Consider the following 25218-nt stretch of genomic DNA (forward strand, 5'->3'; position numbering starts at 1 on the left):
GAAGAGGCAACCCCCATGCACCCTGAATCCTTCACCGGGCAGGCTTCTTTAGTCACGCCTACCAGAAAGCGCTTCTTCATCATGGTGCTGTTGTTTATCACCGTGGTGATCAACTACCTCGACCGCAGCAACCTGTCGATTGCCGCCCCGGCGTTGACCAGCGAATTGGGGATCGACCCGGTGCATGTCGGGCTGATTTTCTCGGCGTTCGGCTGGACCTATGCCGCCATGCAGATCCCCGGCGGTTGGCTGGTGGATCGAGTGCCGCCGCGTATCCTCTACACCGTCGCCCTGCTGCTTTGGTCCATCGCCACCGTGATGCTCGGTTTCGCCGCCAGCTTTATTGCGCTGTTTGTATTGCGCATGGCCGTTGGCGCGCTGGAAGCACCGGCCTACCCGATCAACAGCCGCGTGGTCACCACTTGGTTTCCTGAGCGTGAGCGCGCGACGGCGATCGGTTTCTACACCTCCGGGCAATTCGTCGGGTTGGCGTTCCTCACGCCGGTACTGGCTTGGCTTCAACACTATTACGGCTGGCACATGGTGTTTGTCGTGACCGGTGGTGTCGGTATTTTGTGGGCGGGGATCTGGTACGCCGTGTACCGCGAGCCGAAGGACTTCAAAGGCGCCAACGACGCTGAAATCCAACTGATCCGTGATGGCGGCGGCCTCGTGGATATGCAGGAAAAAGCCACCAAGGCACCATTCAGCTGGGTCGACCTGGGCATCGTGCTGAGCAAGCGCAAGCTCTGGGGCATCTACCTGGGCCAGTTTTGCCTGAACTCAACGCTGTGGTTTTTCCTGACGTGGTTCCCAACCTACCTGGTGAAATATCGCGGCATGGACTTCATCAAGTCCGGCCTGCTGGCGTCGCTGCCGTTCCTGGCCGCGTTTGTGGGTGTGCTGTGTTCGGGGATTTTTTCCGACTGGCTGATTCGCCGAGGCGCTTCGGTGGGTTTTGCGCGTAAGTTGCCGATCATTGGCGGGCTGTTGATTTCCACGGCGATCATCGGCGCCAACTACGTGGACTCAACGGCGTGGGTGATTGCGTTCCTGGCGGTGGCGTTCTTTGGTAACGGCCTGGCGTCGATTACCTGGTCTTTGGTATCGACCCTCGCGCCTGCGCGTTTGCTGGGTCTGACCGGCGGCGTGTTCAATTTCATCGGCAACCTGTCGGCGATTGCCACGCCCATCGTGATTGGCTTTTTGGCCAGCGGCGATTCGTTTGCGCCGGCGATTACCTATATTGCGGTGCTGGCGTTGCTTGGGGCGCTTTCTTACATATTGCTTGTAGGCAAAGTCGAACGTATTGAGCTGAATGAATAACCTGTGGCGAGCGGGCTTGCTCTGGCAAGCCCCCTCGCCAGTAAGGCCTTAGTTCAGCACACCATCAAGAATTTCGTAGACGATGCCGGTGCCCACCGCGATCAACACCACATCCGGGCCCGACCGGCGCCATTCATAACCTGGGTACACCGGCAAGCGTGCGAGGGCGCGGTTGTCCAGGCGTTCGCCGTAGTAACCGCGCGGTAGCGGCTGGCCGCGTACCAGGCGCACATTCGGCGGCGGCGGCGCGCCACGGGAGAACTGGCCGTGGTTATCGTGGATGATCTGGCGCACCGGGCCGAAGTCCTGAGGTGGGCCGCCGCGATGGTTGGCCTGCGGACCGCGATGGTCGTCGCCACGTTGCTCGTGCTGGCCCTGCGGGCCGCCACGGTCATCACCTCGCTGGTCAGGCGGTGCGGCTTGCACCAGGGCGCTGGCGCCAAGCACCAGTACGCCTAGACCTGCAATCACGGATTTGGGCATTTTCATCGGGTATTCCTCAGGGCACACAAACAAAAAAGGGATTTCGAACGAGGTTCGAAATCCCTTGGTCTTGCTGTTTAGGCCGTGAAGCTGCGAGTTGATTCCTCTGTATCAGGAACTTTACCTCTCGCTACATGGCGCTTACTTACGGGCGTTACGCACACCTTCCGACAGCGCCGCGCAATGGCTCAACACCCCGTCGATGGCTTGTTGGTCGTTGCTGGCATTGGCGATGTGATCGATCAACGCCGACCCCACCACCACACCGTCCGCCAAGCGCGCGATAGCGGCGGCTTGTTCCGGTGTGCGGATACCAAAACCGATGCTGATCGGCAGGTCAGTATGGCGACGCAGGCGGGTCACGGCCTCTTCGACATGCTCCAGAGTGGCGGCACCGGCACCGGTCACGCCGGCTACCGAAACGTAGTACACAAAGCCGGAGCTGCCGTTGAGGACGGTTGGCAGACGCACGTCGTCGGTGGTCGGCGTGGTCAGGCGGATAAAGTCGATCCCCGCCGCTTGCGCCGGGTCGCACAGCTCGCCGTTATGCTCAGGTGGCATGTCGACCACGATCAGGCCATCTACACCGGCCTCTTTGGCGTCGGCGATGAACTTAGGCACGCCGTATTTGTGGATCGGGTTGAAGTAACCCATCAACACCAGCGGAGTGTCGTTGTTGTCTTTACGGAACTCGCGAACCATCTGCAGGGTTTTCAGCAGGTTCTGCTTGGCTTCCAGGGCGCGGATGTTTGCCAGTTGGATGGCTGGACCGTCGGCCATCGGATCGGTGAAGGGCATGCCCAGTTCGATCACATCGGCGCCAGCAGCAGGCAAGCCTTTGAGGATCGCCAGCGAGGTGTCATAACCGGGGTCACCGGCAGTGACGAAGGTCACCAAGGCGGCGCGGTTTTGTTCTTTCAGTTGCGCAAAGCGGGTTTGCAGGCGGCTCATCAGTGTTTCTCCTGCTGGGCGGTTTCCATGTGATGCATGACGGTCTGCATGTCTTTGTCGCCACGTCCGGACAAGTTGACCACCATCAGGTGATCCTTCGGCAAGGACGGTGCGCGCTTGAACACTTCGGCCAGCGCGTGGGCGCTTTCCAGGGCAGGAATGATCCCTTCCAAGCGGCAGCATTTGTGGAAGGCCTCAAGGGCTTCGTGGTCAGTCACCGAGGTGTACTGGACGCGGCCGATATCGTGCAACCAGGCGTGTTCCGGGCCGATGCCGGGGTAGTCGAGACCGGCGGAAATCGAGTGGGCGTCGATGATCTGGCCATCGTCGTCCTGCAGCAGGAAGGTACGGTTGCCGTGCAGCACGCCCGGTACGCCGCCGTTGAGGCTGGCGGCGTGCTTGCCGGTTTCGATGCCATGGCCGGCGGCTTCAACGCCGATGATCTCGACGCTGGTGTCATCCAGGAAGGGGTGGAACAGGCCCATGGCGTTAGACCCGCCGCCGATGCACGCCACCAGGCTGTCCGGCAGGCGGCCTTCCTGGGCTTGCAGCTGAGTGCGGGTTTCCTTGCCGATCACGGCCTGGAAGTCGCGCACCATCGCCGGGTACGGGTGTGGGCCGGCCACGGTGCCGATCAGGTAGAAGGTGTCGTCGACGTTGGTTACCCAGTCACGCAGGGCTTCGTTCATGGCGTCTTTCAGGGTGCCGGTGCCGGCGACCACGGGGATTACTTCAGCGCCCAACAGTTTCATGCGGAATACGTTGGCCTGCTGGCGCTCGATGTCGGTAGTGCCCATGTAGATCACGCACTGCAGGCCGAAACGCGCTGCGACGGTGGCAGTGGCCACACCGTGCATGCCGGCGCCGGTCTCGGCGATGATGCGTTTTTTGCCCATGCGCCGTGCCAGCAGGATCTGGCCGATGCAGTTGTTGATCTTGTGCGCGCCGGTGTGGTTCAGCTCTTCACGCTTGAGGTAGATCTTGGCGCCGCCGCAGAACTCGGTCAGGCGTTCGGCGAAATAGAGTGGGCTTGGGCGGCCGACGTAGTCGCGCTGGAAGTAGGCCAATTCTTCATTGAACGCCGGATCAATCTTGGCCGCTTCGTATTCGCGGGCCAGGTCGAGGATCAACGGCATCAGGGTTTCGGCGACGTAGCGGCCGCCGAACGCGCCAAACAAGCCGCTGGCGTCAGGGCCGTTGCGCAGATCGGTCTGGGACTGAGTCATGGGACGCTCCAGGAAAGAAGATGTGTAAGAAACAATGAGGGCCACTCTACCCCTCACGCCCCAGGCTGAAAACCGATAAGATTGCCGCAACCTGTCAGGAAAACTCACAGATGAGTCGAGACCTTCCGCCCCTCAATGCCCTGCGCGCCTTTGAAGCCACCGCTCGGCTTAATAGCGTCAGCCAAGCTGCTGAGCAATTACATGTGACCCACGGTGCAGTCAGCCGGCAGTTGAAGGTGCTGGAGGAGCACCTGGGGGTGAGCCTTTTCGCCAAAGATGGGCGCGGCCTTAAACTCACAGATTCCGGCGTTCGACTTCGGGATGCCAGTTTCGAGGCGTTCGAACGTTTAAGGGATGTCTGCGCCGAACTGACTCAGGCCAGCGCCGATGCGCCCTTCGTGCTCGGCTGCTCGGGGAGTTTGCTGGCGCGTTGGTTGATCCCGCGCTTGGGGCGTCTGAACTCAGACTTGCCGGACTTGCGCCTGCACTTGTCGGCGGGTGACGGCGACCTTGATCCTCGGCGTCCCGGTCTCGATGCCCTGCTGCTATTCGCCGAGCCACCTTGGCCGGCGGACATGCAGGTGTATGAGCTGGCCAGCGAACGCATCGGCCCGGTGATGAGCCCGCGCTTTATCGGTTACGAGCGTCTGCGGCTCGCGCCCGCCTCGGCTTTATGTGGCGAAGCCCTGCTGCACACCACATCGCGTCCGCAAGCCTGGCCAAGTTGGGCGCAGCAACACGGCATCGCGTCCGGTGCGTTGAAACACGGCCAGGGTTTTGAGCATTTGTATTATTTGCTGGAAGCGGCGGTGGCCGGGCTGGGTGTAGCGATCGCTCCGGAGCCGTTGGTGGCGGAGGACTTGCGTGCAGGTCGCCTGGTGGCGCCGTGGGGTTTCAGTGAAACCCCGGCGCACCTGGCATTGTGGCTACCCAAGCGCGCCGCAGACGGGCGCGCCGTGCAACTGGCGCAGTGGCTCAAAGCTGAGCTGATGCGCCAGCCTGTTTAGCCGGTCAATCAGTCACCGCGTTTGCAGAGCAGGTACGCCGCCAGCAGGCCCAATGCGCCTACCGCCACACCGGCTGTAGTCCATGGGTGCTCTTGGGCGTAGTCGCGGGTAGCAACGCTGGTTTCGCGGATTTTGACTTTGCTTTCTTCATAGGCGTCGCTGATCAGGTGGCGGGAGTGCTTGAGAGCATTCTCGGCGTTACTTTTCAGGGCCTTCAACGTTTTGCGCGACTCATCGGACGCATCGTCCTTGAGGCTTTCAAGGGACTTGAGCAGGCTCGAAATCTCGGCTTCCATGCTTTCCAGCGACGCTTTACGTAAAGAAGTGTTGGCCATTTGGACTCTCCTGAAGTGATTGAGTGGCGTGTGTAGATACCGACTCCAGCGGTTTCAGAAAGTGCAGTAAATCTGAACTTTCGAGTGGGAATGACCGCCAGAAGCAGTACGAATATTCACTGCTAGTCTTGATTGACGACCCCCAGGAGAAACGCCATGAGTGATCATCACACCTACAAGAAAGTCGAATTGGTTGGCTCGTCGACCACGAGCATCGAAGACGCCATCAACAACGCCATTGCTGAAGCCAACAAAAGCATCAAGCACCTGGAGTGGTTTGAGGTGACTGAAACTCGTGGGCATATCGAAAATGGCAAGGTCGCCCACTACCAGGTCACCCTCAAGGTGGGGTTCCGAATTGCCAGTAGTTGATAGGGCGAGTTGAACTTTGCTGGCTGGCCGATTGCCATAACCTGCGCTACAAACAATGGGTGCCGACGTGATGAGCGTCGGCACACTCTTTTCGATCAGCGCAAGGAAAGTAACGGATGAAGAAGTTCCTGTTAGCGGTAGGTTTGTTGAGCATTGCAGGCACAGCCCTGGCGGCGGGCAAGCCTTGTGACGAACTGAAAAGCGAAATTGCAGCGAAAATCGACGCCAAGGGCGCTTCGGGTTATTCGCTGGAAGTGGTGGATAAAGGCGCCTCAACCGACGCTAAAGTGGTCGGTAGCTGTGAAGGTGGTACCAAGGAAATCGTCTACAAGCGCGGTTAATCCTGTGTTGCAGACATAAAAAACCGACGCAGGTGCGTCGGTTTTTTTTCGCCTGGGTGTTAGCCCTTCATCACTTGCGCCAGCAGCTCGTAGGAATGAATCCGGTCGGCGTGTTCATACAAGTCGCTGGTGAAGATCAACTCATCGGCGCCGGTCTGCTCGACCAACACCTCCAGCTTGGCGCGGATCTTCGCCGGGCTACCCACCATCGCCAGGCCGAGGAAGCTGCCCACAGCGTCTTTTTCATGGGGCAGCCACAGGCCATCCATGGTATCGACCGGCGGTCGCTGCACCAGGCTTTGCCCGCGCATTAGCGCAAGAATGCGTTGGTAAACCGAGGTGGCCAGGTAGTCGGCCTGTTCGTCGGTGTCGGCCGCCACCAGCGGAATGCCGAGCATCACGTAGGGCTTGTCCAGCACAGCCGACGGCTTGAAGTGATTGCGGTAGACGCGAATTGCCTCGTGCATCAGACGCGGTGCGAAATGCGAGGCGAAGGCGTAGGGCAAACCGCGTTCGCCTGCCAGCTGTGCGCTGAACAGGCTGGAACCGAGCAACCAGACCGGCACGTTGGTGCCGGTGCCGGGTACGGCGATCACCCGTTGGTCCGGCGTGCGTGGGCCCAAGTAGGCCATCAGTTCGGCCACGTCTTGCGGGAAGTCATCCGCGCTGCCGGAGCGCTCACGGCGCAGGGCACGGGCGGTCATCTGGTCGGAACCTGGCGCACGGCCAAGGCCTAGGTCGATACGTCCGGGGTAGAGGCTTTCCAGGGTGCCGAACTGTTCGGCGATCACCAGCGGCGCGTGGTTGGGCAGCATCACGCCGCCGGAGCCGACGCGGATAGTCGACGTGCCGCCGGCCAGGTAACCCAGCAATACCGAGGTGGCTGAGCTGGCGATGCCGTCCATATTGTGGTGTTCAGCCACCCAAAAACGGTTGTAGCCAAACTTTTCCACGTGCTGGGCCAAATCCAGGGAATTGCGCAACGACTGCGCCACACTGCCGTTGGCCCGTACGGGCACCAGGTCGAGGGTCGAGAACTTCACGTCGGACAGCGATTTCATAAGCCTGCTTCTCCAATTGGGGCGCAGGCTTTTTAGACGATCCAAAACCTGCCGCTTCATGTGCATGTTCTATGCAATGAGGGCATATACCCGAGATTCAATAGCGAGGGTGGAAATTTCCTACTGAATTGCTAGGTTTCTCCGACAAGATGAACTTTGCCATGCTGACTATCCTCAGAACCCTTACTGACGCAAAACCACCGTTCGAGGAGAAAGCTATGAGTATCGTTAAAAAAGCATCCGCGCATTGGGAAGGCGACCTTAAGACTGGCCTGGGTTCCATCTCCACGGAAACCGGCGTGCTGCGCGAAGCGCCTTACGGCTTCAAGGCCCGTTTCGAGGGTGGCAAGGGTACCAACCCAGAAGAACTGATCGGCGCGGCCCATGCCGGCTGCTTCTCCATGGCGTTTTCCATGATTCTGGGCGATGCGGGGCTTAAGGCTGACAGCATCGACACCCAGGCCGAAGTGACGTTGGACCAAGTGGATGGCGGCTTCGCGATCACTGCGGTGCATCTGATCCTCAAGGCCAAAATTCCCGGTGCGAGCCAGGCGCAGTTTGATGAGCTGAGCAAGAAGGCGAAAGAAGGCTGCCCGGTGTCCAAAGTGCTGAATGCGAAAATCAGCCTGGATGCCACGCTGGTTAACTAACACAGCAGGTCCACTGTGGGAGGGGGTTTGCTCCCGATAGCGGTCGGTCAGTTACAGAAATGTTGACTGATGCGCCGCTATCGGGAGCAAGCCCCCTTTCACGTTCAATTCTGAGTTAAATCAGAACTCGGGTTTCCAAACTGTGGTCGAATAGCCATATGCAGCCTAGGCGCACACCCGTGCGCACTGTATTCAGGGAGCTTCACACATGAAACGTTTTGCCTTGGCGATCATCTGCGGTGTGTTGGCCACTTCGGCCGTGGCCGCGCCGAAAGATTGTGAAGAGCTTAGGAAAGAGATCGAGGTCAAGATCCAGGCTAACGCTGTGCCGTCCTACACGCTTGAGATCGTTAGCAAGGAAGAAGCTGAGAAGCACGACGTGGCCATGGTCGTCGGCAGTTGTGAGAACGGCACCAAAGCAATCGTTTACCAAAAAAACAACGACTGATCAGAGGCAGTTCACGCTGCGTTCTTCAGCCAGTAATTGGCGGGCAGCGTTATACAGGCGGATATTCGGCGTGTAGCCCAGTGAGCGCCCTTCCAGGCGATAGCGTTGGCCAGCTTCGAAATGGTCGTACTGCAGGGTTATGAAGCAGGTTCGCTCGGTCGTTTGGCCAAAGCTGCTGAAATTTCCGCCCGTAGGCACTTCAAAATCAAAACGAACCATCAGCTCGTGGCTGCCAGGCGGGAATTGGAAGTAACGTCCATCGTTAAGGTTCTTGCCGTCCAGGCGCTGCGCCATCACCAGCTTGGCACCCGGCGTCGGCGTCGCAAAATCAATCCAGGCTTGTTGCGGATCGGCGGCAGGCATCGGGGTCGACGTACAGGCGCTGATGAACACGGCGGCGACACAAAGCAAGAGCTGACGCATGACAGGCACTCGGTGATAGGACGGGTATCGCGGTCAGTATAAACACGAACCTATCACCCAGGAGCAGTGAGGGCATGGTCAGGCGTTTTCTTCCGGGGTTGATGGTTGTGCTGCTCAGCGGTTGTTCCAGCATTAGCTATTACGGCCAACTGGCGGGTGGCCAATGGCAGCTTTTGCAGGCTCGGCAGCCGGTTTCAGCGGTCGTCGCTGACTCGTCCCGCCCGCAGCAGCTACGTGACCATTTGGCGCAGTCCCAGAAAGCGCGAACCTTCGCCAGTGAACACCTGCACCTGCCTGACAATCAGAGTTACCGGCTGTACGCCGATATTGGTCGGCCTTATGTAGTCTGGAATGTGTTCGCCACGCAGGAATTTTCCCTGTCTCCTGAAAACCACTGCTTCCCCATCGCTGGTTGCGTGGCTTATCGCGGCTATTACAGCCAAGGTGCCGCGCGGGGTGAGGCTGCGTTGTTGCGCCAGCGAGGCATGGATGTATCGATTGGCGGTGTTGAGGCCTATTCCACGCTGGGTTGGTTTAATGACCCGATCATCAGTTCAATGATGAACTGGGGCGATGAACGTCTGGCCACGCTGATCTTCCATGAGTTGGCGCATCAGCGTTTTTATGTGAAGGACGACACCGAGTTCAACGAGTCATTTGCCAACTTTGTCGAGCAGGAAGGCACTCGCCAATGGCGCGCCGCCCGAGGTCTGGCTCCGCTGAGCGATGCGACGTTAAAGCAGCGTGACCAATTTATCCAACTGATCCTCGATACTCGAAAGCGCCTGGAAAAGCTCTACGCCCAGCCTTTGGTCGCCGCGCAGATGCGCCAGGCCAAGGCGGCCGAATTCGAGTACTTGCGCCGTGAGTACGGGAAGATGCGCGACAACCAATGGGGTGGGGACAAGCGCTATGACGCTTGGATCAACCAGCCGATGAACAACGCGCGGTTGCTACCGTTCGGGCTGTATGACCAGTGGGTGCCGGCATTTGCGGCGTTGTTCCGGCAGGAAGGTGGGGATTGGCTGAAGTTCTATGCTGCGGTGGAGAAGTTGGGTGGGTTGCCTGTAGTGCAGCGCAAGGCTGCGTTGAGGCAGTTGGAGGGAGGTTGAGCTCTAGGGACTCATCGGGGGCAAGTCCCCCACAGTTTTTCAACATGCGGGAAGACGCTTGCCCCCAATGGCGGCTTCAAGGGCGCTGCAAAAACGCCTGATGCATCTGCGCCAACGTCTCGAAGTGCCAGGTCGGCGCCTCGGCGTTCAACTCTTCGAAACTACCAAACCCATAACCGACGGCTGCCGAATCCAGCCCGTTGCTACGCGCGCCGATCAGGTCGTGCTTGCGATCACCAATCATCAAGGTGGTGGCCGGGTCCAGGCCTTCCTCGCGCATCAGATGGGCGATCAGCTCGACCTTGTTGGTCCGCGTCCCATCAAGTTCGCTGCCGTAGATCACCTTGAAGTGCTTGGCAAAGTCGAAATGCCTGGCGATTTCACGGGCGAATTCCCACGGCTTTGAGGTGGCTACATACAGCTGGCGACCTTGGCTGTTCAAGTCTTCCAGCAGCGGCATCACGCCGTCGAACACGCGGTTTTCATACAGCCCCGTGACTTTGAAGCGCTCGCGATAGAAATTCACCGCCTCCCACGCCTTGGCTTCATCGAAGTCGTAGAACTGCATGAATGCTTGCAGCAACGGCGGGCCGATGAAGTGTTCGAGTTTGGTCAGGTCCGGTTCATCAATGCCCAGTTTGCCGAGGGCGTATTGGATCGAGCGGGTAATGCCCTCGCGTGGATCGGTGAGGGTGCCGTCCAGGTCGAACAAAACGGTTTGGTAATGCAGGCTCATTGGTCAAATCCTTCAGCCAAGTGCAGGTCTTTGAGCTTCACGTAGTTCGCGGCGCTGTAGGTGAAAAATGCGCGCTCCTTGTCAGTCAGCGCGCGGATTTGTTTAACCGGACTGCCGACATACAAAAAGCCGCTGTCGAGTTTCTTGCCCGGTGGCACCAGGCTGCCGGCGCCGATAATCACGTCGTCTTCCACCACGGCGCCGTCCATCACGATGCTGCCCATGCCGATCAGGATGCGGTTGCCCACGGTGCAGCCGTGCAGCATGACTTTGTGAGCGATGGTCACGTCGTCGCCGATCAGCAGTGGGAAACCGTCCGGGTTGAAGGGGCCTGCGTGGGTGATGTGCAGCACGCAGCCATCCTGCACGCTGGTGCGCGCACCGATGCGGATGCGGTGCATGTCGCCGCGAATCACGGTCAGCGGCCAAACCGAGCTGTCGGTGCCGATTTCGACATCGCCGATCACCACCGCCGAAATATCGACAAAAGCCCCGGCGCCCAGGGTTGGCGTGTGGTTCTGATAGGTGCGAAGGGTCACGATAGCCTCTCTCTCTTCTGCTGATAGCTGCGGTGGGCGTTGATTGTAATTAAGATGGCCCCATCTTTGTTCTTACATGTTTCTTCAGCCAAGGTGCCCACCGTGAGCGCGAACAACCCTCTTCTGCAGTCCTACGACCTGCCGCCGTTCTCGGCGATCCGTGCCGAGCACGTGCAGCCGGCCATCGAACAGATCCTCGCCGATAACCGCGTTGCCATCGAAGGCATCCTGCAAAGCCAGGGTAAAAATCCGACATGGGCCGGGCTGGTGCTGGCCATGGACGAACTGAATGACCGACTGGGCGCCGCCTGGAGCCCCGTTAGCCACCTCAACGCCGTGTGCAACAGCGCGGAATTGCGTGAGGCCTATGAAAGCTGCCTGCCGGCATTGAGTGCCTACTCCACGGAGATGGGCCAGAACCGCGAACTGTTCCAGGCCTTCGAAGCCCTGGCCAACAGCCCTGAAGCCGCCGGCTTCGACGTGGCGCAAAAAACCATCCTTGAGCACTCTCTGCGTGACTTCCGTCTGTCGGGTATCGACCTGCCGCCCGAGCAGCAGAAGCGCTATGCCGAAGTGCAGAGCAAACTCTCCGAGCTGGGCAGCAAGTTCTCCAACCAGCTGTTGGACGCGACCCAGGCCTGGACCAAACACGTCACCGACGAGGCAACCCTCGCTGGCCTGACCGACTCGGCCAAGGCGCAAATGGCAGCGGCTGCCCAAGCCAAAGGCCTCGACGGCTGGCTGATCACCCTGGAATTCCCCAGCTACTACGCGGTGATGACCTACGCCCACGACCGCGCCCTGCGTGAGGAAATTTACGCGGCCTACTGCACCCGCGCGTCGGACCAAGGCCCGAATGCCGGTCAGAACGATAACGGCCCGGTGATGGAACAGATCCTCGACCTGCGTCAGGAATTGGCGCACCTGCTCGGTTTCGCGTCGTTCTCCGAACTGAGCCTGGCCACCAAAATGGCTGAATCCAGCGATCAGGTCCTGAGTTTCCTGCGCGACCTGGCCAAACGCAGCAAGCCGTTTGCCGCCCAGGATCTGCAGCAACTCAAGGCCTATGCCGCCGAACAAGGCTGCGCCGACCTGCAAAGCTGGGACAGCGGTTTCTACGGCGAAAAGCTGCGCGAGCAGCGCTACAGCGTGTCCCAGGAAGCCCTGCGCGCTTACTTCCCCATCGATAAAGTGTTGGGCGGCCTGTTTGCCATCGTGCAGCGCCTGTATGGCATCGAGATCGCCGAGCAGAAAGGCTTCGACACCTGGCACCCGGATGTTCGCCTGTTTGAGATCAAGGAAAACGGCCAGCACGTCGGCCGCTTCTTTTTCGACCTTTACGCCCGCGCCAACAAGCGTGGCGGTGCCTGGATGGACGGCGCCCGTGACCGTCGCCGCACCGTTGACGGCGTGCTGCAAAGCCCGGTGGCCAACCTGGTGTGCAACTTCACCCCGGCTGACAGTGGCAAGCCTGCCCTGCTGACCCACGATGAAGTTACCACGTTGTTCCACGAATTCGGCCACGGCCTGCATCACCTGTTGACCCGCGTCGAGCACGCTGGCGTGTCCGGCATCAACGGTGTCGCCTGGGATGCGGTGGAGTTACCGAGCCAGTTTATGGAGAACTGGTGCTGGGAGCCCGAAGGCCTGGCGCTGATCTCCGGCCACTATGAAAGCGGTGAGCCGCTGCCTCAGGATTTGCTGCAAAAAATGCTCGCGGCGAAGAATTTCCAATCCGGCTTGATGATGGTCCGCCAGTTGGAATTCTCGCTGTTTGACTTTGAGATGCACGCCACCCACGGTGATGGCCGCAGCGTGGCGCAAGTGTTGGAAGGCGTACGCGACGAGGTGTCGGTCATGCGTCCGCCAGCCTACAACCGCTTCCCTAACAGTTTTGCGCACATCTTCGCGGGCGGTTATGCGGCGGGTTATTACAGCTATAAGTGGGCTGAAGTGCTGTCGGCGGATGCCTTCTCCAAGTTCGAAGAGGACGGCGTACTTAACGCTGAGACCGGTCGCGCATTCCGCGAGGCGATCCTGGCGCGTGGTGGTTCCCAGGCGCCGATGGTGCTGTTCGTCGACTTCCGCGGACGCGAACCGTCGATTGACGCGCTCTTGCGCCACAGCGGCCTGAGTGAGGACGCGGCAGCATGAATGACGGGCCTGTGATCACCAAAAAACAATTCATCGCCGGGGCTGTCTGCCCGGCGTGCAGCGAGCCGGACAAGCTGAAAATGTGGACCGAGGACAACGTACCGCACCGCGAGTGCGTGGCCTGCGGGTATACCGATACGCTCAATGACCAAGGGCTGTCGGTGCCCAAGGAGTTGGGTACGCGGGTGAATACGTCTGCGCTTAAAGCGCCAGCCGATCCCAAGGTTCAGGCAGTGCAATTCTTCCCGAATCCGAAATTGAAAAAAGACTAACGGCCCTACCCGGGCCAATGTGGGAGGGGGCTTGCCCCCGATAGCGCAAGGTCAGCCAGCCTCTGGATTGGCTGACCCGCGGCTATCGGGAGCAAGTCCCCTCCCACATTTTTTTGCCTGCAATTATTCGACTTAGGTCGCTGAATCCATAATCTACATCCTTAGCCTGCTATCATTTGTAACTATTGATTGCCCAAATACCGACGAGCCGCTCCCCAGAAGTGGCCGAATAAACCCGTGACCACATGATGAGGTGCACCCATGTCTGATCAAGATCAAGACAACCCCCGGCGTGATTTTTTGCGCAAATCCTTGACCTTGATCCCGGTGGTCACGGTTGCGAGTACCGGCCTTGGTGGCTCGATACTGATGGCCACGCCTGAGCCTGCCCACGCCGCGCCGGCCAAACCTGCGAAGAACGACAAGGCCTACGAGCCGAGCTATTTCACCGCTGAGGAATGGGCGTTCATCAACGCCGCCGTCGAGCGTTTGATCCCCGCAGATGCCCAAGGCCCAGGTGCCCTGGAAGCCGGCGTGCCGGAATACATCGACCGTCAGATGAACACGCCGTACGCCAGCGGCGCGCTGTGGTACATGCAAGGTCCGTTCAACGCGGACGCCCCGCCGGAGATGGGCTGGCAGAGCAAGTTGGTCCCCAAAGAAATTTATCGCCTGGGCATTGCTGCGACGGATGCGTGGTCGAAAGCCTTCAACGGTAAAGCTTTTGCTGCGCAAGACAGCGCTACCCGAGACGATATGCTGCGCCGTCTGGAGGCTGGTGGCGGCGAAGTGGCGGCGCATTTCGACGCCGTACCGCCGAAAATCTTCTTCAACCTGTTACTGCAAAACACCAAAGAAGGCTTTTTCTGCGACCCGATCCACGGTGGCAATAAAGGCATGGTCGGCTGGACCATGATCGGCTTCCCCGGCGCGCGCGCCGACTTTATGGATTGGGTGGAACGCAACGAGCAATACCCCTTCCCGGCTGTTTCCATCCGTGGCGAGAGGGCATAAACGTGGCGACCATCATGAAGAAAGTGGATGCAGTGATCGTCGGCTTCGGCTGGACCGGCGCGATCATGGCAAAGGAGCTGACAGAAGCGGGCCTCAACGTGCTGGCGCTGGAGCGCGGCCCGATGCAGGACACGTACCCTGACGGTAACTATCCCCAGGTCATCGACGAATTGACCTACAGCGTGCGTAAGAAACTCTTCCAGGACATTTCCAAAGAGACGGTGACCATTCGCCATAGCGTGAATGATGTCGCCCTGCCTAACCGTCAGCTCGGCGCTTTTTTGCCGGGCAATGGCGTGGGTGGCGCGGGCCTTCACTGGTCAGGTGTGCACTTTCGTGTCGACCCGATCGAGTTGCGCATGCGCAGCCACTACGAAGAACGCTACGGGAAAAACTTCATTCCCAAGGACATGACTATCCAGGACTTCGGCGTCAGCTATGAAGAACTGGAGCCGTTCTTCGACTATGCGGAAAAAGTCTTCGGCACCTCCGGCCAAGCTTGGACCGTTAAAGGTCAGCTGGTGGGTGAAGGCCGTGGCGGCAACCCTTACGCGCCGGATCGTTCCAACCCGTTTCCGTTGGAAGCGCAGAAAAATACGGTCTCCGCACAGCTGTTTCAGAAAGCGGCTGCCGATGTGGGTTACAAACCCTACAACTTGCCATCCGCCAACACCTCGGGGCCTTACACCAACCCCTATGGCGCGCAGATGGGCCCGTGCAACTTCTGCGGTTTTTGCAGTGGCTACGTGTGCTACATGTACTCCAAGGCCTCGCCGAATGTGAACATCCTGCCGGCGCTGCGTCAGGTGCCGAATTTCGAACTGCGGCCCAATTCCCACGTGCTCAAGGTCAACCTCGACAGCACCAAGAAGAAAGCCACGGGCGTGACCTATATCGACGCCCAGGGCCGTGAAATCGAGCAGCCGGCGGACTTGGTAATCCTCGGCGCGTTCCAGTTTCACAACGTGCGCCTGATGCTGCTGTCGGGCATCGGCAAGCCGTACGACCCGATTACCAATGAAGGCGTGGTGGGCCGGAACTTCGCTTACCAGAACATGGCAACCATCAAGGCCTTCTTCGATAAGGACACCCACACCAACAACTTCATCGGCGCGGGCGGTAATGGCGTGGCGATGGACGACTTCAATGCGGACAACTTCGACCACGGCCCACACGGCTTTGTGGGCGGCTCGCCGATGTGGGTCAACCAGGCCGGCAGTCGGCCGATTGCGGGTACGTCCAACCCGCCCGGCACCCCGGCCTGGGGCAGTGCCTGGAAGCGCGCCACCGCCGATTACTACACCCATCAGGTGTCGATGGACGCCCACGGTGCCCATCAATCCTACCGAGGCAACTACCTGGACCTGGACCCGGTGTACCGCGATGCCTACGGCCTGCCGCTGCTGCGTATGACGTTCGATTGGCAGGAGAACGACATCAAGATGAACCGTTTCATGGTCGAGAAAATGGGCAAGGTTGCCGAAGCGATGAACCCCAAGGCCATCGCTGTACTTGGTAAAAAAGTCGGTGAGCATTTCAACACTGCGTCTTACCAGACCACCCACCTCAATGGTGGCGCGATCATGGGCACCGACCCGAAAACCAGTGCGTTGAACCGTTACCTGCAGAGCTGGGACGTACACAACGTGTTTGTCCCTGGCGCGTCCGCTTTCCCACAGGGCCTGGGCTACAACCCTACCGGCCTGGTGGCGGCGCTGACCTACTGGTCGGCCCGGGCGATCCGTGAGCAGTACCTGAAAAACCCCGGCCCACTGGTTCAGGCATAAGGAGCGATGACCATGAAAGCACTTGTTATCGCCACGTTTGCGCTGCTCAGCAGTTGCTCGATAAGCGCCGCCGAAACCGACCTGATCAGACAAGGCGAATACCTGGCCCGCGCCGGTGACTGCGTGGCTTGCCACACCGCCAAGGGCGGCAAACCCTTCGCAGGCGGGCTGCCGATGGAAACCCCGATTGGCGTGATCTATTCCACCAACATCACTCCGGACAAGACCGGCCTTGGCGACTATAGCTTCGAAGACTTCGACAAGGCCGTGCGCCATGGCGTCGCCAAGAGCGGTAGTACGCTTTACCCAGCGATGCCGTACCCGTCTTACGCGCGTGTCAGCGACAGCGATATGCAGGCGTTGTATGCGTACTTCATGAAGGGCGTGGAGCCCGTCGCCCAAGCAAATAAGGACAGCGACATTCCCTGGCCCTTGAGCATGCGTTGGCCTTTGGCGGCGTGGCGTTGGATGTTTGCCCCTGAAGTGGCTGACACACCAGCGGTAGCAGGTGCCGACCCGGTGACAAGTCGTGGCGCTTACCTAGTGGAAGGCCTCGGTCACTGCGGCGCGTGCCACACCCCCCGTGCGTTGACCATGCAGGAAAAAGCCCTGAGTGCCACAGATGGCGATGCCTTCCTGTCCGGCAGCGCGCCGTTGGAAGGTTGGATCGCCAAGAGCCTGCGCGGCGACCACAAGGACGGCCTTGGCAGTTGGAGCGAGGAGCAACTGGTGCAATTCCTCAAGACCGGTCGCAGTGATCGCAGCGCGGTGTTTGGTGGTATGAGCGACGTTGTAGTCCACAGCATGCAGTACATGTCGGAAGACGATTTGACCGCTATCGCCCGTTACCTCAAGAGCCTGCCTGCAGTCGATCCCAAGGACCAGCCGCATGTGTACGACAAGCAGGTAGCGCAGGCGCTGTGGAAAGGCGATGACAGCCAGCCGGGTGCGTCGGTGTACATCGACAACTGTGCGGCCTGCCACCGCACCGACGGCCATGGCTATACACGCGTGTTCCCGGCGCTGGCGGGCAACCCGGTATTGCAGACGGCGGATGCCACCTCGCTGATCAACATCGTGTTGAACGGCGGCACCTTGCCGGCCACTCACGCGGCGCCATCGACCTTCACCATGCCGGCATTTGCCTGGCGCCTGTCGGACCAGGAAGTGGCGGACGTAGTCAGTTTCATCCGTGGCAGTTGGGGCAATAAAGGTGCGCCGGTGAAAGCCAGCGACGTGGCTGATATGCGTAAAAACGATATGCGCACCACCTCGGGCGATGACCTGGGGCAGATCACGCAAAAACACTGACCGCCAAACGGCACTGGTCAGAAGCGTTGCGCCTCGATACTGTATATAAAAACAGTATCGAGGCGTATTCATGTCTACTCCGTTGCTGCCCCGTGGCCGGGGCACGGCCACTAACCTGCACAACCGCTTTGCGCCCTCGGTCAGCGTGGCCGAGGACGATGGCTGGTATCAGGAAGTACCGCCGACCCAAGGCACCGAGGTGCGTATTGAGACGGCTAAAACCATCATCACCCGCAACAACTCACCGGACCTGCCGTTTGATCGCTCGATCAACCCGTATCGCGGTTGCGAGCATGGCTGCATCTACTGCTATGCGCGGCCCAGCCACGCCTATTGGGATATGTCACCGGGGCTGGATTTCGAGACTAAGCTGATCGCCAAGAGCAATGCGGCCGACGTGCTGGAGCAGCAGCTGTCCAAGCCGGGCTATGTGTGTGCGCCGATTAACCTGGGTTCCAACACCGATCCGTACCAGCCCATCGAGCGTGAATACAAGATCACGCGTCAGACCCTCGAAGTGCTGCTGCGCTACCGACATCCGGTGACCATCATTACCAAAGGTTCGCTGATCCTGCGTGACCTCGACCTGCTCACCGAGTTGGCCCGCCAGCGTCTGGTGGCGGTGATGATCAGCCTCACCAGTCTGGACGACGAGCTCAAGCGCATCCTGGAGCCGCGCACGGCAGCGCCTAAGGCGCGGTTGCGAGCGATCCGTGTGATGCGAGAGGCGGGGATTCCCGTGGGTGTGCTGTGCTCGCCGATGATTCCGATGATCAACGACAGTGAGTTGGAGAGCCTGCTGACCGAGGCGCACGCCGCCGGTGCGCAGAGCGCGGCGTACATGATGCTGCGCCTGCCCCTGGAAGTGGCGCCGTTGTTCGAAGAGTGGCTGACGGCGCATTACCCGCAGCGTGCGGCACACGTAATGAGTCTGGTGCGGCAGGTGCGAGGTGGCGAGGTGTATGACAGCCGCTTCGGTGTGCGTATGCGGGGCGAAGGACCTTTTGCTGATTTGTTGGCCCAGCGTTTCAGCAAGGCAATCAAACGCCTGGGGCTCAATCGCCGTGAAGGATTCAATCTGGATTGCACAGCGTTCTGTCCGCCGGGCAGACAGATGGCATTGTTGTAGACTTATCAGGAAGAACGCACCTTTCTTGTAGGAATAGTCGCGTTTTGACATCACTGAAACCCGCGATCTAGAGCGGTTCATTCAGTTTGAGTTAAGTTTCGGCGGTTACCTTGCTCAGCGAGTGACTGATGAGTCGACACCCGGGTTATTGGAGTTTTACAACTATTCCACTGGCCGGGCGTCGAACTGTCCTGAACACGCCCCCTGCACTAATCAAGAGGATGAATCATGAGTGATAAGGATAAACAGCCGTTGGCTGCGTCGGCTTCAGCCTCTCAAGTGGCGGAGTCCGCCGATGCAGCGCTAAAGCATATCGTTGACGGTTTTTTGCATTTCCATCACGACGTCTTCCCCCAGCAGGAAGAACTCTTCAAGAAACTCGCCACGGCCCAGAGCCCGCGAGCGATGTTCATCACCTGTGCCGACTCGCGCATCGTGCCCGAGCTGATCACCCAAAGCTCGCCTGGCGACCTGTTCGTGACCCGTAACGTAGGCAACGTAGTGCCGCCCTACGGCCAAATGAACGGTGGTGTCTCCACGGCTATCGAGTACGCGGTACTTGCCCTCGGTGTGCAGCACATTATCGTGTGCGGACACTCCGATTGCGGCGCCATGCGGGCGGTACTCAACCCCGACAGCCTGGAAAAAATGCCGACGGTAAAAGCCTGGTTGCGGCATGCCGAGGTCGCCAAGACCATGGTCCATGACAACTGCGATTGCGCCAGCGAAGGCGAGAGCATGAAGGTGCTCACCGAAGAAAACGTCATCGCCCAGTTGCAACATTTGCGCACCCACCCTTCCGTGGCTTCGCGCATGGCTAATGGTCAGCTGTTCATCCACGGTTGGATCTACAACATCGAGACCAGCGAAATCCGCGCCTACGATGCCGACCAGTCGGCGTTCCGACCGTTGGGCGGTGACGGGCCGATCCCTTCAGCGACGCCTAAAGCGCGCTTCTAAAACACTTCCCTGCCGGGTAATGCGGTGGCTGCCATGGATGCAGCCAGGCTTTACCGCGCCCGGCGAATGCCTCGGGAGAGTCATCATGCGTGCTGCTCAATTGAAAGCTGTATTGCCACGGGAGCTGCTCGCCTCGGTGGTTGTGTTTCTGGTCGCCCTGCCGCTGTGCATGGGGATCGCGATTGCGTCCGGCATGCCGCCGGCCAAGGGCCTGATCACCGGGATTATCGGTGGCCTGGTGGTGGGGTGGCTGGCGGGGTCGCCGCTGCAGGTCAGCGGTCCGGCGGCGGGTCTGGCTGTGCTGGTGTTTGAATTGGTGCGCCAGCACGGCATGTTGATGCTGGGCCCGATCCTGCTGCTGGCGGGCTTTCTGCAACTGGTGGCCGGACGTTTGCGCCTGGGCTGCTGGTTCCGCGTGACAGCGCCCGCAGTGGTGTACGGCATGCTGGCGGGCATTGGCGTGTTGATTGTGCTGTCGCAGATTCATGTGATGCTCGACGGTGCGCCCAAGCCTTCGGGGCTGGACAACCTGGCGGGTTTCCCGGCTGCACTGGCTGAAGCCATACCGACCCTTGGCGGCGGTCTTGGCTGGCAAGCGGGTTTGCTTGGACTGTCGACGATGCTGGTGATGTACCTGTGGGATAAATTCCGTCCGCAACCGCTGCGGTTTGTGCCGGGCGCTTTGCTTGGCGTCGGCCTGGCTACGGTCACCAGCCTGGTGCTGGCGTTGCAGGTCAAACGCGTGGAAGTCCCGGAAAACCTGGCTGACGCCATCGACTGGCTGCGCCCCAGCGACCTGCTGAACCTGGCCGATCCTCAACTGCTGATCGCTGCCTTCGCAGTGGCATTTATCGCCAGCGCCGAAACCCTGCTTTCCGCCGCGGCTGTCGACCGCATGCATAATGGCCAGCGTTCCGACTTCGACAAAGAGCTGTCCGCCCAAGGTGTCGGCAACATGCTCTGCGGCCTGGTCGGTGCTTTGCCGATGACCGGCGTGATCGTACGCAGCTCAGCCAACGTCCAGGCGGGTGCAACCACTCGTCTGTCTGCCATGTTCCATGGCGTGTGGTTGCTGGGTTTCGTGTTGCTGTTGTCGAGCGTGCTGCAAAGCATTCCGGTGGCGAGCCTGGCCGGTGTGTTGGTGTACACCGGGATCAAGCTGGTAGACGTCAAGGCGTTCAAGGCCTTGGGGCGCTACGGGCGGATGCCGATGTTTACCTATGCAGCCACGGCCTTGGCGATCATCTTTACTGACCTGCTGACGGGTGTGCTGGTGGGCTTTGGCCTCACGTTGGTCAAACTGGCGCTCAAGGCGTCCCGGCTGAAAGTCAGCCTGATTGACCTGCCTCAGGATGGAGAGATGGAGCTACGGCTGACCGGAGCGGCGACCTTTCTCAAAGTGCCTGCGCTGACCCAAGTGCTGTCGACGATACCTGCGGGGACCACGGTGCATGTGCCGCTCAACAACCTCAGCTATATCGACCATTCCTGCCTGGAGTTACTGGAAGAATGGGGTCGGGCGAATGCGGCTAAGGGCTCGAAGTTGGTCATTGAGGCGCGCGGGTTGAAGCGACGGCTCGAAGGCCGGGTTAGGACGACGACGGGAATCGGCTCGGCGCCATCAATCGGCTGATGAAGCCGGATCAAAATGTGGGAGGGGGCTTGTTCCCGATAGCAGAGTGTCAGTCTAAGCATATGTGACTGAGCCACCGCTATCGGGAGCAAGCCCCCTCCCACATTTTTTCTGCGTCTACCTCAGGATTCAGGCGGGTTGATCCAGCGCCAATTCAACCCCCAGTTGCCGAGACAGGCACGGCCAGCGCTTCCACGCGGCGTCTGTGTCAGGGCTTTTCAACTGCTCGCGGTACGCCTCGACCGACTCCAGCGCAAAGCTGTCTTCGTTGAGCATCTCATCCACCGCCAGGTGGACGGCTTCATCCAGTTGGTTGGCAAACGCTTCGCCGATCAACTGATGGGCAATCAAGTTAGCCACGGTGGTATCCGCCGGAATCAACGGCCGACCGAAGTGCTTGATATACAGATCGTTTACTTCCTCCACCAGACGATGAGCCAGGTAGGCCTCGTCCAGCAGCCCGTCCAGGCCTTCGTGGCCTGCCAGAATTGCTGGCGGTTGCAGGAAGAAATGCTCGGCAATCTTCAGCACCGGCTTGATCTGGCTTTCGATACCGGCCTCGCGGGCAACTTCATTGGCCGCGTCGAGCAAATCCGGGACCAAGTCGATGTAGGCGGTGACAAAACGCGCCATGACAACGTTGCGATCACCTTCAGCCAGAGCGATGGCCGAATGCAGGTGCGGCAATTGTTTTTCCAGTTGCTGGGCAAGCTGGCCCGTAGTGGCTTCGTGTTGATGGGCACGGGAAATCTGCTCGCGCAATGCGGCGGTGTTCATGAAGGCTCCAGTGATGCAGGCGTAGGAAAAGGGAGAGGTTAAGTTAGCTCGTTTATACGAGCGCCTAAGACGCATTTGTCATAATTATTTCATGGTTATGCGCAGGCGTTATATTGAATTGCCATCGTTCGTCGGAAAATCGATTCCGCTCCCGGTTTCATTGGCTCCGGCCGTGCCATTTTGCCTCATTTGTCCCTACACATTGCGGGGTTGCATACCCTGTCTATACTCGGATTTGTACGCGATTAGCTGATGACGCCAGACTGCATAAGCAGGCAAGGCTAAGCGGTTGTAAGCAGTATGGAAGCCGCTCCCTTCGACGCAGGTGCAAACCGGCGGGATAACAAGAACGATAAGGGGAACCCGCAATGATGCGACATCCACACGTTTGGATGGGCCTCCTGTTGTGGTCAGTATTCGGCCAGGCGCACGCCGCCTGGACAACGAATATGGCGCCAGGTGCAACAGAAGTCAGTCACGCTGTGTTCGATCTGCACATGACCATTTTCTGGATCTGTGTGGTGATCGGCATCATCGTGTTTGGCGCCATGTTTTGGTCGATGATGGTCCACCGGCGCTCCACCGGCCAGGTCGCGGCCAAGTTCCACGAGAGCACCACCGTGGAAATCCTCTGGACCGTCGTGCCCTTGCTGATCCTGATCGCGATGGCTATTCCCGCAACCAAGACCTTGATCAACATCTACGACAGCAGTGAGTCGGATATCGATATCCAGGTCACTGGCTACCAGTGGAAGTGGCATTACAAATACCTGGGCCAGGATGTGGAGTTCTTCAGCAACCTGGCCACACCCGCCGAGCAGATCCATAACCAGGCCACAAAGGGCGAGCACTATCTGCTGGAAGTCGACCAGCCGTTGGTGCTGCCGGTGGGCGCCAAAGTGCGCTTTCTGGTTACCGCCGCTGACGTGATCCACTCTTGGTGGGTGCCGGCTTTTGCGGTCAAGCGCGACGCTATTCCCGGCTTCGTCAACGAGGCCTGGACTCGGGTCGAGAAGCCCGGCATCTACCGTGGGCAATGCGCCGAATTGTGCGGTAAAGATCACGGTTTCATGCCCATCGTCGTCGAGGTCAAATCCAAGGCTGACTACGAAACCTGGCTGGGTGAACGCAAGGCCGAGGCCGCCAAGCTCAAGGAACTGACCTCCAAAGAGTGGACCCTTGAAGAGTTGGTGGCCCGTGGTGACAAGGTTTATCACACCACCTGCGTGGCCTGTCACCAGGCAGAGGGCCAGGGCCTGCCGCCGATGTTCCCGGCGCTCAAGGGCTCGAAAATCGCTACCGGACCGGCCGCCGACCACCTGAGCATCGTCTATCACGGCAAGCCGGGCACTGCGATGGCCGCATTCGGCAAGCAGCTCTCGGAAGTGGATATCGCCGCCGTGGTGACCTACGAGCGCAACGCCTGGGGCAACAACAAAGGCGACATGGTCACGCCAAAAGACGTGCTGGCCATCAAACAGGCGGAAAGCAAATGACAGCCCTCATTACATTTGCGCCGCCCCGCCCCGCCCATTCGTTTGCAGGAGAACGGCCATGAGCGCTGTGATCGATGACCATGGACACACCAGTGACCATGCCCACGGCCCCGCCAAGGGGTTGATGCGTTGGGTGCTGACCACCAACCACAAAGACATCGGCACGATGTACCTGTGGTTCGCCTTCACGATGTTCCTGCTGGGCGGTTCGTTCGCCATGGTGATCCGTGCCGAACTGTTCCAGCCCGGGTTGCAGATTGTCGAACCGGCATTTTTCAACCAGATGACCACCATGCACGGCCTGATCATGGTGTTCGGCGCGGTGATGCCGGCATTTGTCGGCCTGGCCAACTGGATGATCCCGCTGATGATCGGCGCGCCCGACATGGCCTTGCCGCGCATGAACAACTTCAGCTTCTGGCTGTTGCCAGCGGCTTTCCTGTTGCTGGTCTCGACGCTGTTCACCCCCGGCGGCGGACCGAACTTCGGCTGGACCTTCTACGCCCCGCTCTCCACCACCTACGCGCCGGAAAGCGTGACATTCTTCATTTTCGCCATCCACCTGATGGGCATCAGTTCGATTATGGGCGCGATCAACGTGGTCGCTACCATCCTCAACCTGCGCGCGCCGGGCATGACGTTGATGAAGATGCCGCTGTTCGTGTGGACCTGGCTGATTACCGCCTTCCTGCTGATTGCGGTGATGCCGGTGCTGGCTGGTTGCGTGACCATGATGCTGATGGACATTCACTTCGGCACGAGCTTCTTTAGTGCGGCTGGCGGTGGTGATCCGGTGCTGTTCCAGCACGTGTTCTGGTTCTTTGGTCATCCGGAGGTGTACATCATGATCCTGCCGGCCTTCGGCGCCGTCAGTTCGATCATTCCGACCTTCTCGCGCAAGCCGCTGTTCGGCTACACCTCGATGGTCTACGCCACGGCAAGCATCGCGTTCCTGTCGTTTATCGTGTGGGCGCACCACATGTTCGTGGTCGGTATCCCGCTGGTGGGCGAACTGTTCTTCATGTACGCCACGTTGCTGATCGCCGTGCCGACCGGGGTAAAGGTGTTCAACTGGGTCAGCACCATGTGGCAAGGCTCGCTGACGTTCGAGACGCCGATGTTGTTTGCGGTGGCCTTCGTGATCCTGTTCACCATCGGCGGCTTCTCCGGGTTGATGCTGGCGATTGCTCCGGCTGACTTCCAGTACCACGACACCTACTTTGTGGTGGCGCACTTCCATTACGTACTGGTGCCCGGCGCGATCTTTGGGATCTTCGCGTCGGCCTACTACTGGTTGCCGAAATGGACCGGCCACATGTACGACGAAACCCTGGGCAAGCTGCACTTCTGGCTGTCTTTCGTGGGCATGAACATGGCGTTCTTCCCGATGCACTTTGTGGGGCTGGCCGGTATGCCGCGTCGGGTGCCGGACTACAACCTGCAGTTCGCCGACTTCAACATGGTCTCGTCGATTGGCGCGTTTATGTTTGGCGCCACGCAGATCTTCTTTTTGTTCATCGTGATCAAGTGCATTCGAGGTGGCCCGCCGGCGCCGGCCAAGCCGTGGGATGGCGCTGAAGGCCTGGAGTGGAGCATTCCTTCGCCTGCGCCGTACCACACGTTCACCACGCCGCCGGAGGTCAAATGAACCGGTTGCCACACAGCAACGGTGAGG

26 protein-coding genes are annotated in these 25218 nt (G+C 59.6%); 17 read left to right on the forward strand and 9 right to left on the reverse strand.

The annotated features are described in order from the left end of the window. Nucleotides 1-15: 15 nt before the first annotated feature. On the forward strand, nt 16-1326 hold the full coding sequence (locus AOA61_RS12105) for an MFS transporter (RefSeq protein WP_095185281.1): 1311 nt from the start codon (nt 16-18) through the stop codon (nt 1324-1326). A gap of 48 nt (nt 1327-1374) precedes the next feature. On the opposite strand, the gene AOA61_RS12110 is transcribed toward AOA61_RS12105, so the two are convergent. The 3 genes from AOA61_RS12110 to trpB form a co-directional block, all read right to left on the reverse strand. Beyond that, nucleotides 1375-1815 carry an anti-virulence regulator CigR family protein gene (locus tag AOA61_RS12110; protein ID WP_099601822.1) on the reverse strand — a complete coding sequence of 147 codons (441 nt, stop codon included), beginning with the start codon at nt 1813-1815 and terminating at the stop codon, nt 1375-1377. Between the two features lie 135 nt (nt 1816-1950). Beyond that, nucleotides 1951-2760 carry a tryptophan synthase subunit alpha gene (gene trpA, locus AOA61_RS12115; RefSeq protein ID WP_032885112.1) on the reverse strand — a complete coding sequence of 270 codons (810 nt, stop codon included), beginning with the start codon at nt 2758-2760 and terminating at the stop codon, nt 1951-1953. Further along, a complete protein-coding gene (gene trpB / locus AOA61_RS12120) occupies nt 2760-3986 on the reverse strand; it encodes a tryptophan synthase subunit beta (protein WP_032885111.1) in 1227 nt (408 codons plus the stop codon). The genes trpA and trpB overlap by 1 nt, the downstream gene beginning before the upstream one ends. A gap of 110 nt (nt 3987-4096) precedes the next feature. On the opposite strand from trpB, the gene AOA61_RS12125 reads away from it, so the two are divergent. Further along, nucleotides 4097-4993, forward strand: coding sequence for a LysR family transcriptional regulator (locus AOA61_RS12125; protein WP_099601823.1), 897 nt, complete (start codon nt 4097-4099; stop codon nt 4991-4993). An 8-nt stretch (nt 4994-5001) separates the two neighbouring features. On the opposite strand, the gene AOA61_RS12130 is transcribed toward AOA61_RS12125, so the two are convergent. Then, nucleotides 5002-5328: a YqjD family protein gene (locus AOA61_RS12130; protein ID WP_032885107.1), complete on the reverse strand. Its 327-nt coding sequence runs from the start codon at nt 5326-5328 to the stop codon at nt 5002-5004. A 156-nt stretch (nt 5329-5484) separates the two neighbouring features. Here AOA61_RS12130 and AOA61_RS12135 point away from each other — a divergent pair, with 156 nt between their 5' ends. Further along, nucleotides 5485-5700 (forward strand): dodecin, encoded by a 216-nt coding sequence (locus AOA61_RS12135; RefSeq protein WP_032885105.1) that lies wholly within the window; start codon nt 5485-5487, stop codon nt 5698-5700. A gap of 116 nt (nt 5701-5816) precedes the next feature. Continuing rightward, on the forward strand, nt 5817-6041 hold the full coding sequence (locus tag AOA61_RS12140; protein ID WP_032885104.1) for a DUF1161 domain-containing protein: 225 nt from the start codon (nt 5817-5819) through the stop codon (nt 6039-6041). Nucleotides 6042-6100: 59 nt separating this feature from the next. Here the strand turns inward: AOA61_RS12140 and AOA61_RS12145 are convergent, their stop codons facing one another. After that, a complete protein-coding gene (locus tag AOA61_RS12145; protein ID WP_032885102.1) occupies nt 6101-7102 on the reverse strand; it encodes an LLM class flavin-dependent oxidoreductase in 1002 nt (333 codons plus the stop codon). Nucleotides 7103-7320: 218 nt separating this feature from the next. On the opposite strand from AOA61_RS12145, the gene AOA61_RS12150 reads away from it, so the two are divergent. Then, complete coding sequence (locus AOA61_RS12150) at nt 7321-7752, forward strand: OsmC family protein (protein WP_010207768.1); 432 nt, start codon at nt 7321-7323, stop codon at nt 7750-7752. 208 nt (nt 7753-7960) lie between these two features. Further along, a complete protein-coding gene (locus AOA61_RS12155) occupies nt 7961-8200 on the forward strand; it encodes a DUF1161 domain-containing protein (RefSeq protein ID WP_032885100.1) in 240 nt (79 codons plus the stop codon). Here AOA61_RS12155 and AOA61_RS12160 read toward each other — a convergent pair whose 3' ends face one another. Beyond that, nucleotides 8201-8623 carry a lipoprotein gene (locus AOA61_RS12160; protein WP_032885099.1) on the reverse strand — a complete coding sequence of 141 codons (423 nt, stop codon included), beginning with the start codon at nt 8621-8623 and terminating at the stop codon, nt 8201-8203. Between the two features lie 74 nt (nt 8624-8697). Between AOA61_RS12160 and AOA61_RS12165 the strand changes: the two genes are divergently transcribed. Further along, nucleotides 8698-9735, forward strand: a complete 1038-nt coding sequence (locus tag AOA61_RS12165) for an aminopeptidase (RefSeq protein WP_099601824.1) — start codon at nt 8698-8700, stop codon at nt 9733-9735. A gap of 76 nt (nt 9736-9811) precedes the next feature. Here the strand turns inward: AOA61_RS12165 and AOA61_RS12170 are convergent, their stop codons facing one another. Beyond that, the gene (locus AOA61_RS12170) at nt 9812-10471 is read right to left on the reverse strand and encodes an HAD family hydrolase (protein WP_099601825.1); all 660 of its coding nucleotides are present in this window, start codon (nt 10469-10471) and stop codon (nt 9812-9814) included. After that, the gene (locus AOA61_RS12175; RefSeq protein WP_099601826.1) at nt 10468-11010 is read right to left on the reverse strand and encodes a gamma carbonic anhydrase family protein; all 543 of its coding nucleotides are present in this window, start codon (nt 11008-11010) and stop codon (nt 10468-10470) included. The genes AOA61_RS12170 and AOA61_RS12175 overlap by 4 nt, the downstream gene beginning before the upstream one ends. Nucleotides 11011-11064: 54 nt before the next feature. Here AOA61_RS12175 and prlC point away from each other — a divergent pair, with 54 nt between their 5' ends. From prlC to AOA61_RS12215, 8 genes are all read left to right on the forward strand, one after another. Continuing rightward, a complete protein-coding gene (gene prlC / locus AOA61_RS12180) occupies nt 11065-13164 on the forward strand; it encodes an oligopeptidase A (RefSeq protein ID WP_178075194.1) in 2100 nt (699 codons plus the stop codon). Further along, complete coding sequence (locus AOA61_RS12185) at nt 13161-13436, forward strand: YheV family putative zinc ribbon protein (RefSeq protein WP_032885090.1); 276 nt, start codon at nt 13161-13163, stop codon at nt 13434-13436. The genes prlC and AOA61_RS12185 overlap by 4 nt, the downstream gene beginning before the upstream one ends. Nucleotides 13437-13697: 261 nt before the next feature. Beyond that, nucleotides 13698-14450: a gluconate 2-dehydrogenase subunit 3 family protein gene (locus AOA61_RS12190; RefSeq protein WP_032885088.1), complete on the forward strand. Its 753-nt coding sequence runs from the start codon at nt 13698-13700 to the stop codon at nt 14448-14450. Nucleotides 14451-14452: 2 nt separating this feature from the next. After that, entirely contained in the window at nt 14453-16237 is a 1785-nt protein-coding gene (locus AOA61_RS12195) for a GMC family oxidoreductase (protein ID WP_032885087.1), read from the forward strand. A 12-nt stretch (nt 16238-16249) separates the two neighbouring features. After that, on the forward strand, nt 16250-17548 hold the full coding sequence (locus tag AOA61_RS12200; protein ID WP_099601828.1) for a cytochrome c: 1299 nt from the start codon (nt 16250-16252) through the stop codon (nt 17546-17548). A 70-nt stretch (nt 17549-17618) separates the two neighbouring features. Then, nucleotides 17619-18677, forward strand: a complete 1059-nt coding sequence (locus AOA61_RS12205) for a PA0069 family radical SAM protein (RefSeq protein ID WP_099601829.1) — start codon at nt 17619-17621, stop codon at nt 18675-18677. 228 nt (nt 18678-18905) lie between these two features. Beyond that, nucleotides 18906-19637 carry a carbonic anhydrase gene (locus tag AOA61_RS12210; protein WP_032885083.1) on the forward strand — a complete coding sequence of 244 codons (732 nt, stop codon included), beginning with the start codon at nt 18906-18908 and terminating at the stop codon, nt 19635-19637. A gap of 85 nt (nt 19638-19722) precedes the next feature. Further along, nucleotides 19723-21270, forward strand: a complete 1548-nt coding sequence (locus tag AOA61_RS12215) for a SulP family inorganic anion transporter (protein WP_095185292.1) — start codon at nt 19723-19725, stop codon at nt 21268-21270. A 129-nt stretch (nt 21271-21399) separates the two neighbouring features. Here AOA61_RS12215 and AOA61_RS12220 read toward each other — a convergent pair whose 3' ends face one another. Next, nucleotides 21400-22047 carry a hypothetical protein gene (locus AOA61_RS12220; RefSeq protein ID WP_095185293.1) on the reverse strand — a complete coding sequence of 216 codons (648 nt, stop codon included), beginning with the start codon at nt 22045-22047 and terminating at the stop codon, nt 21400-21402. A gap of 368 nt (nt 22048-22415) precedes the next feature. On the opposite strand from AOA61_RS12220, the gene coxB reads away from it, so the two are divergent. Both coxB and ctaD read left to right on the forward strand, forming a co-directional pair. Further along, nucleotides 22416-23543 (forward strand): cytochrome c oxidase subunit II, encoded by a 1128-nt coding sequence (coxB, locus tag AOA61_RS12225; protein ID WP_032885077.1) that lies wholly within the window; start codon nt 22416-22418, stop codon nt 23541-23543. A 58-nt stretch (nt 23544-23601) separates the two neighbouring features. Further along, nucleotides 23602-25191 carry a cytochrome c oxidase subunit I gene (gene ctaD / locus AOA61_RS12230; protein ID WP_032885076.1) on the forward strand — a complete coding sequence of 530 codons (1590 nt, stop codon included), beginning with the start codon at nt 23602-23604 and terminating at the stop codon, nt 25189-25191. Nucleotides 25192-25218: the final 27 nt, after the last annotated feature.

It is taken from the genome of Pseudomonas sp. 2995-1, assembly GCF_002742505.1.
GTDB lineage: Bacteria > Pseudomonadota > Gammaproteobacteria > Pseudomonadales > Pseudomonadaceae > Aquipseudomonas > Aquipseudomonas sivasensis.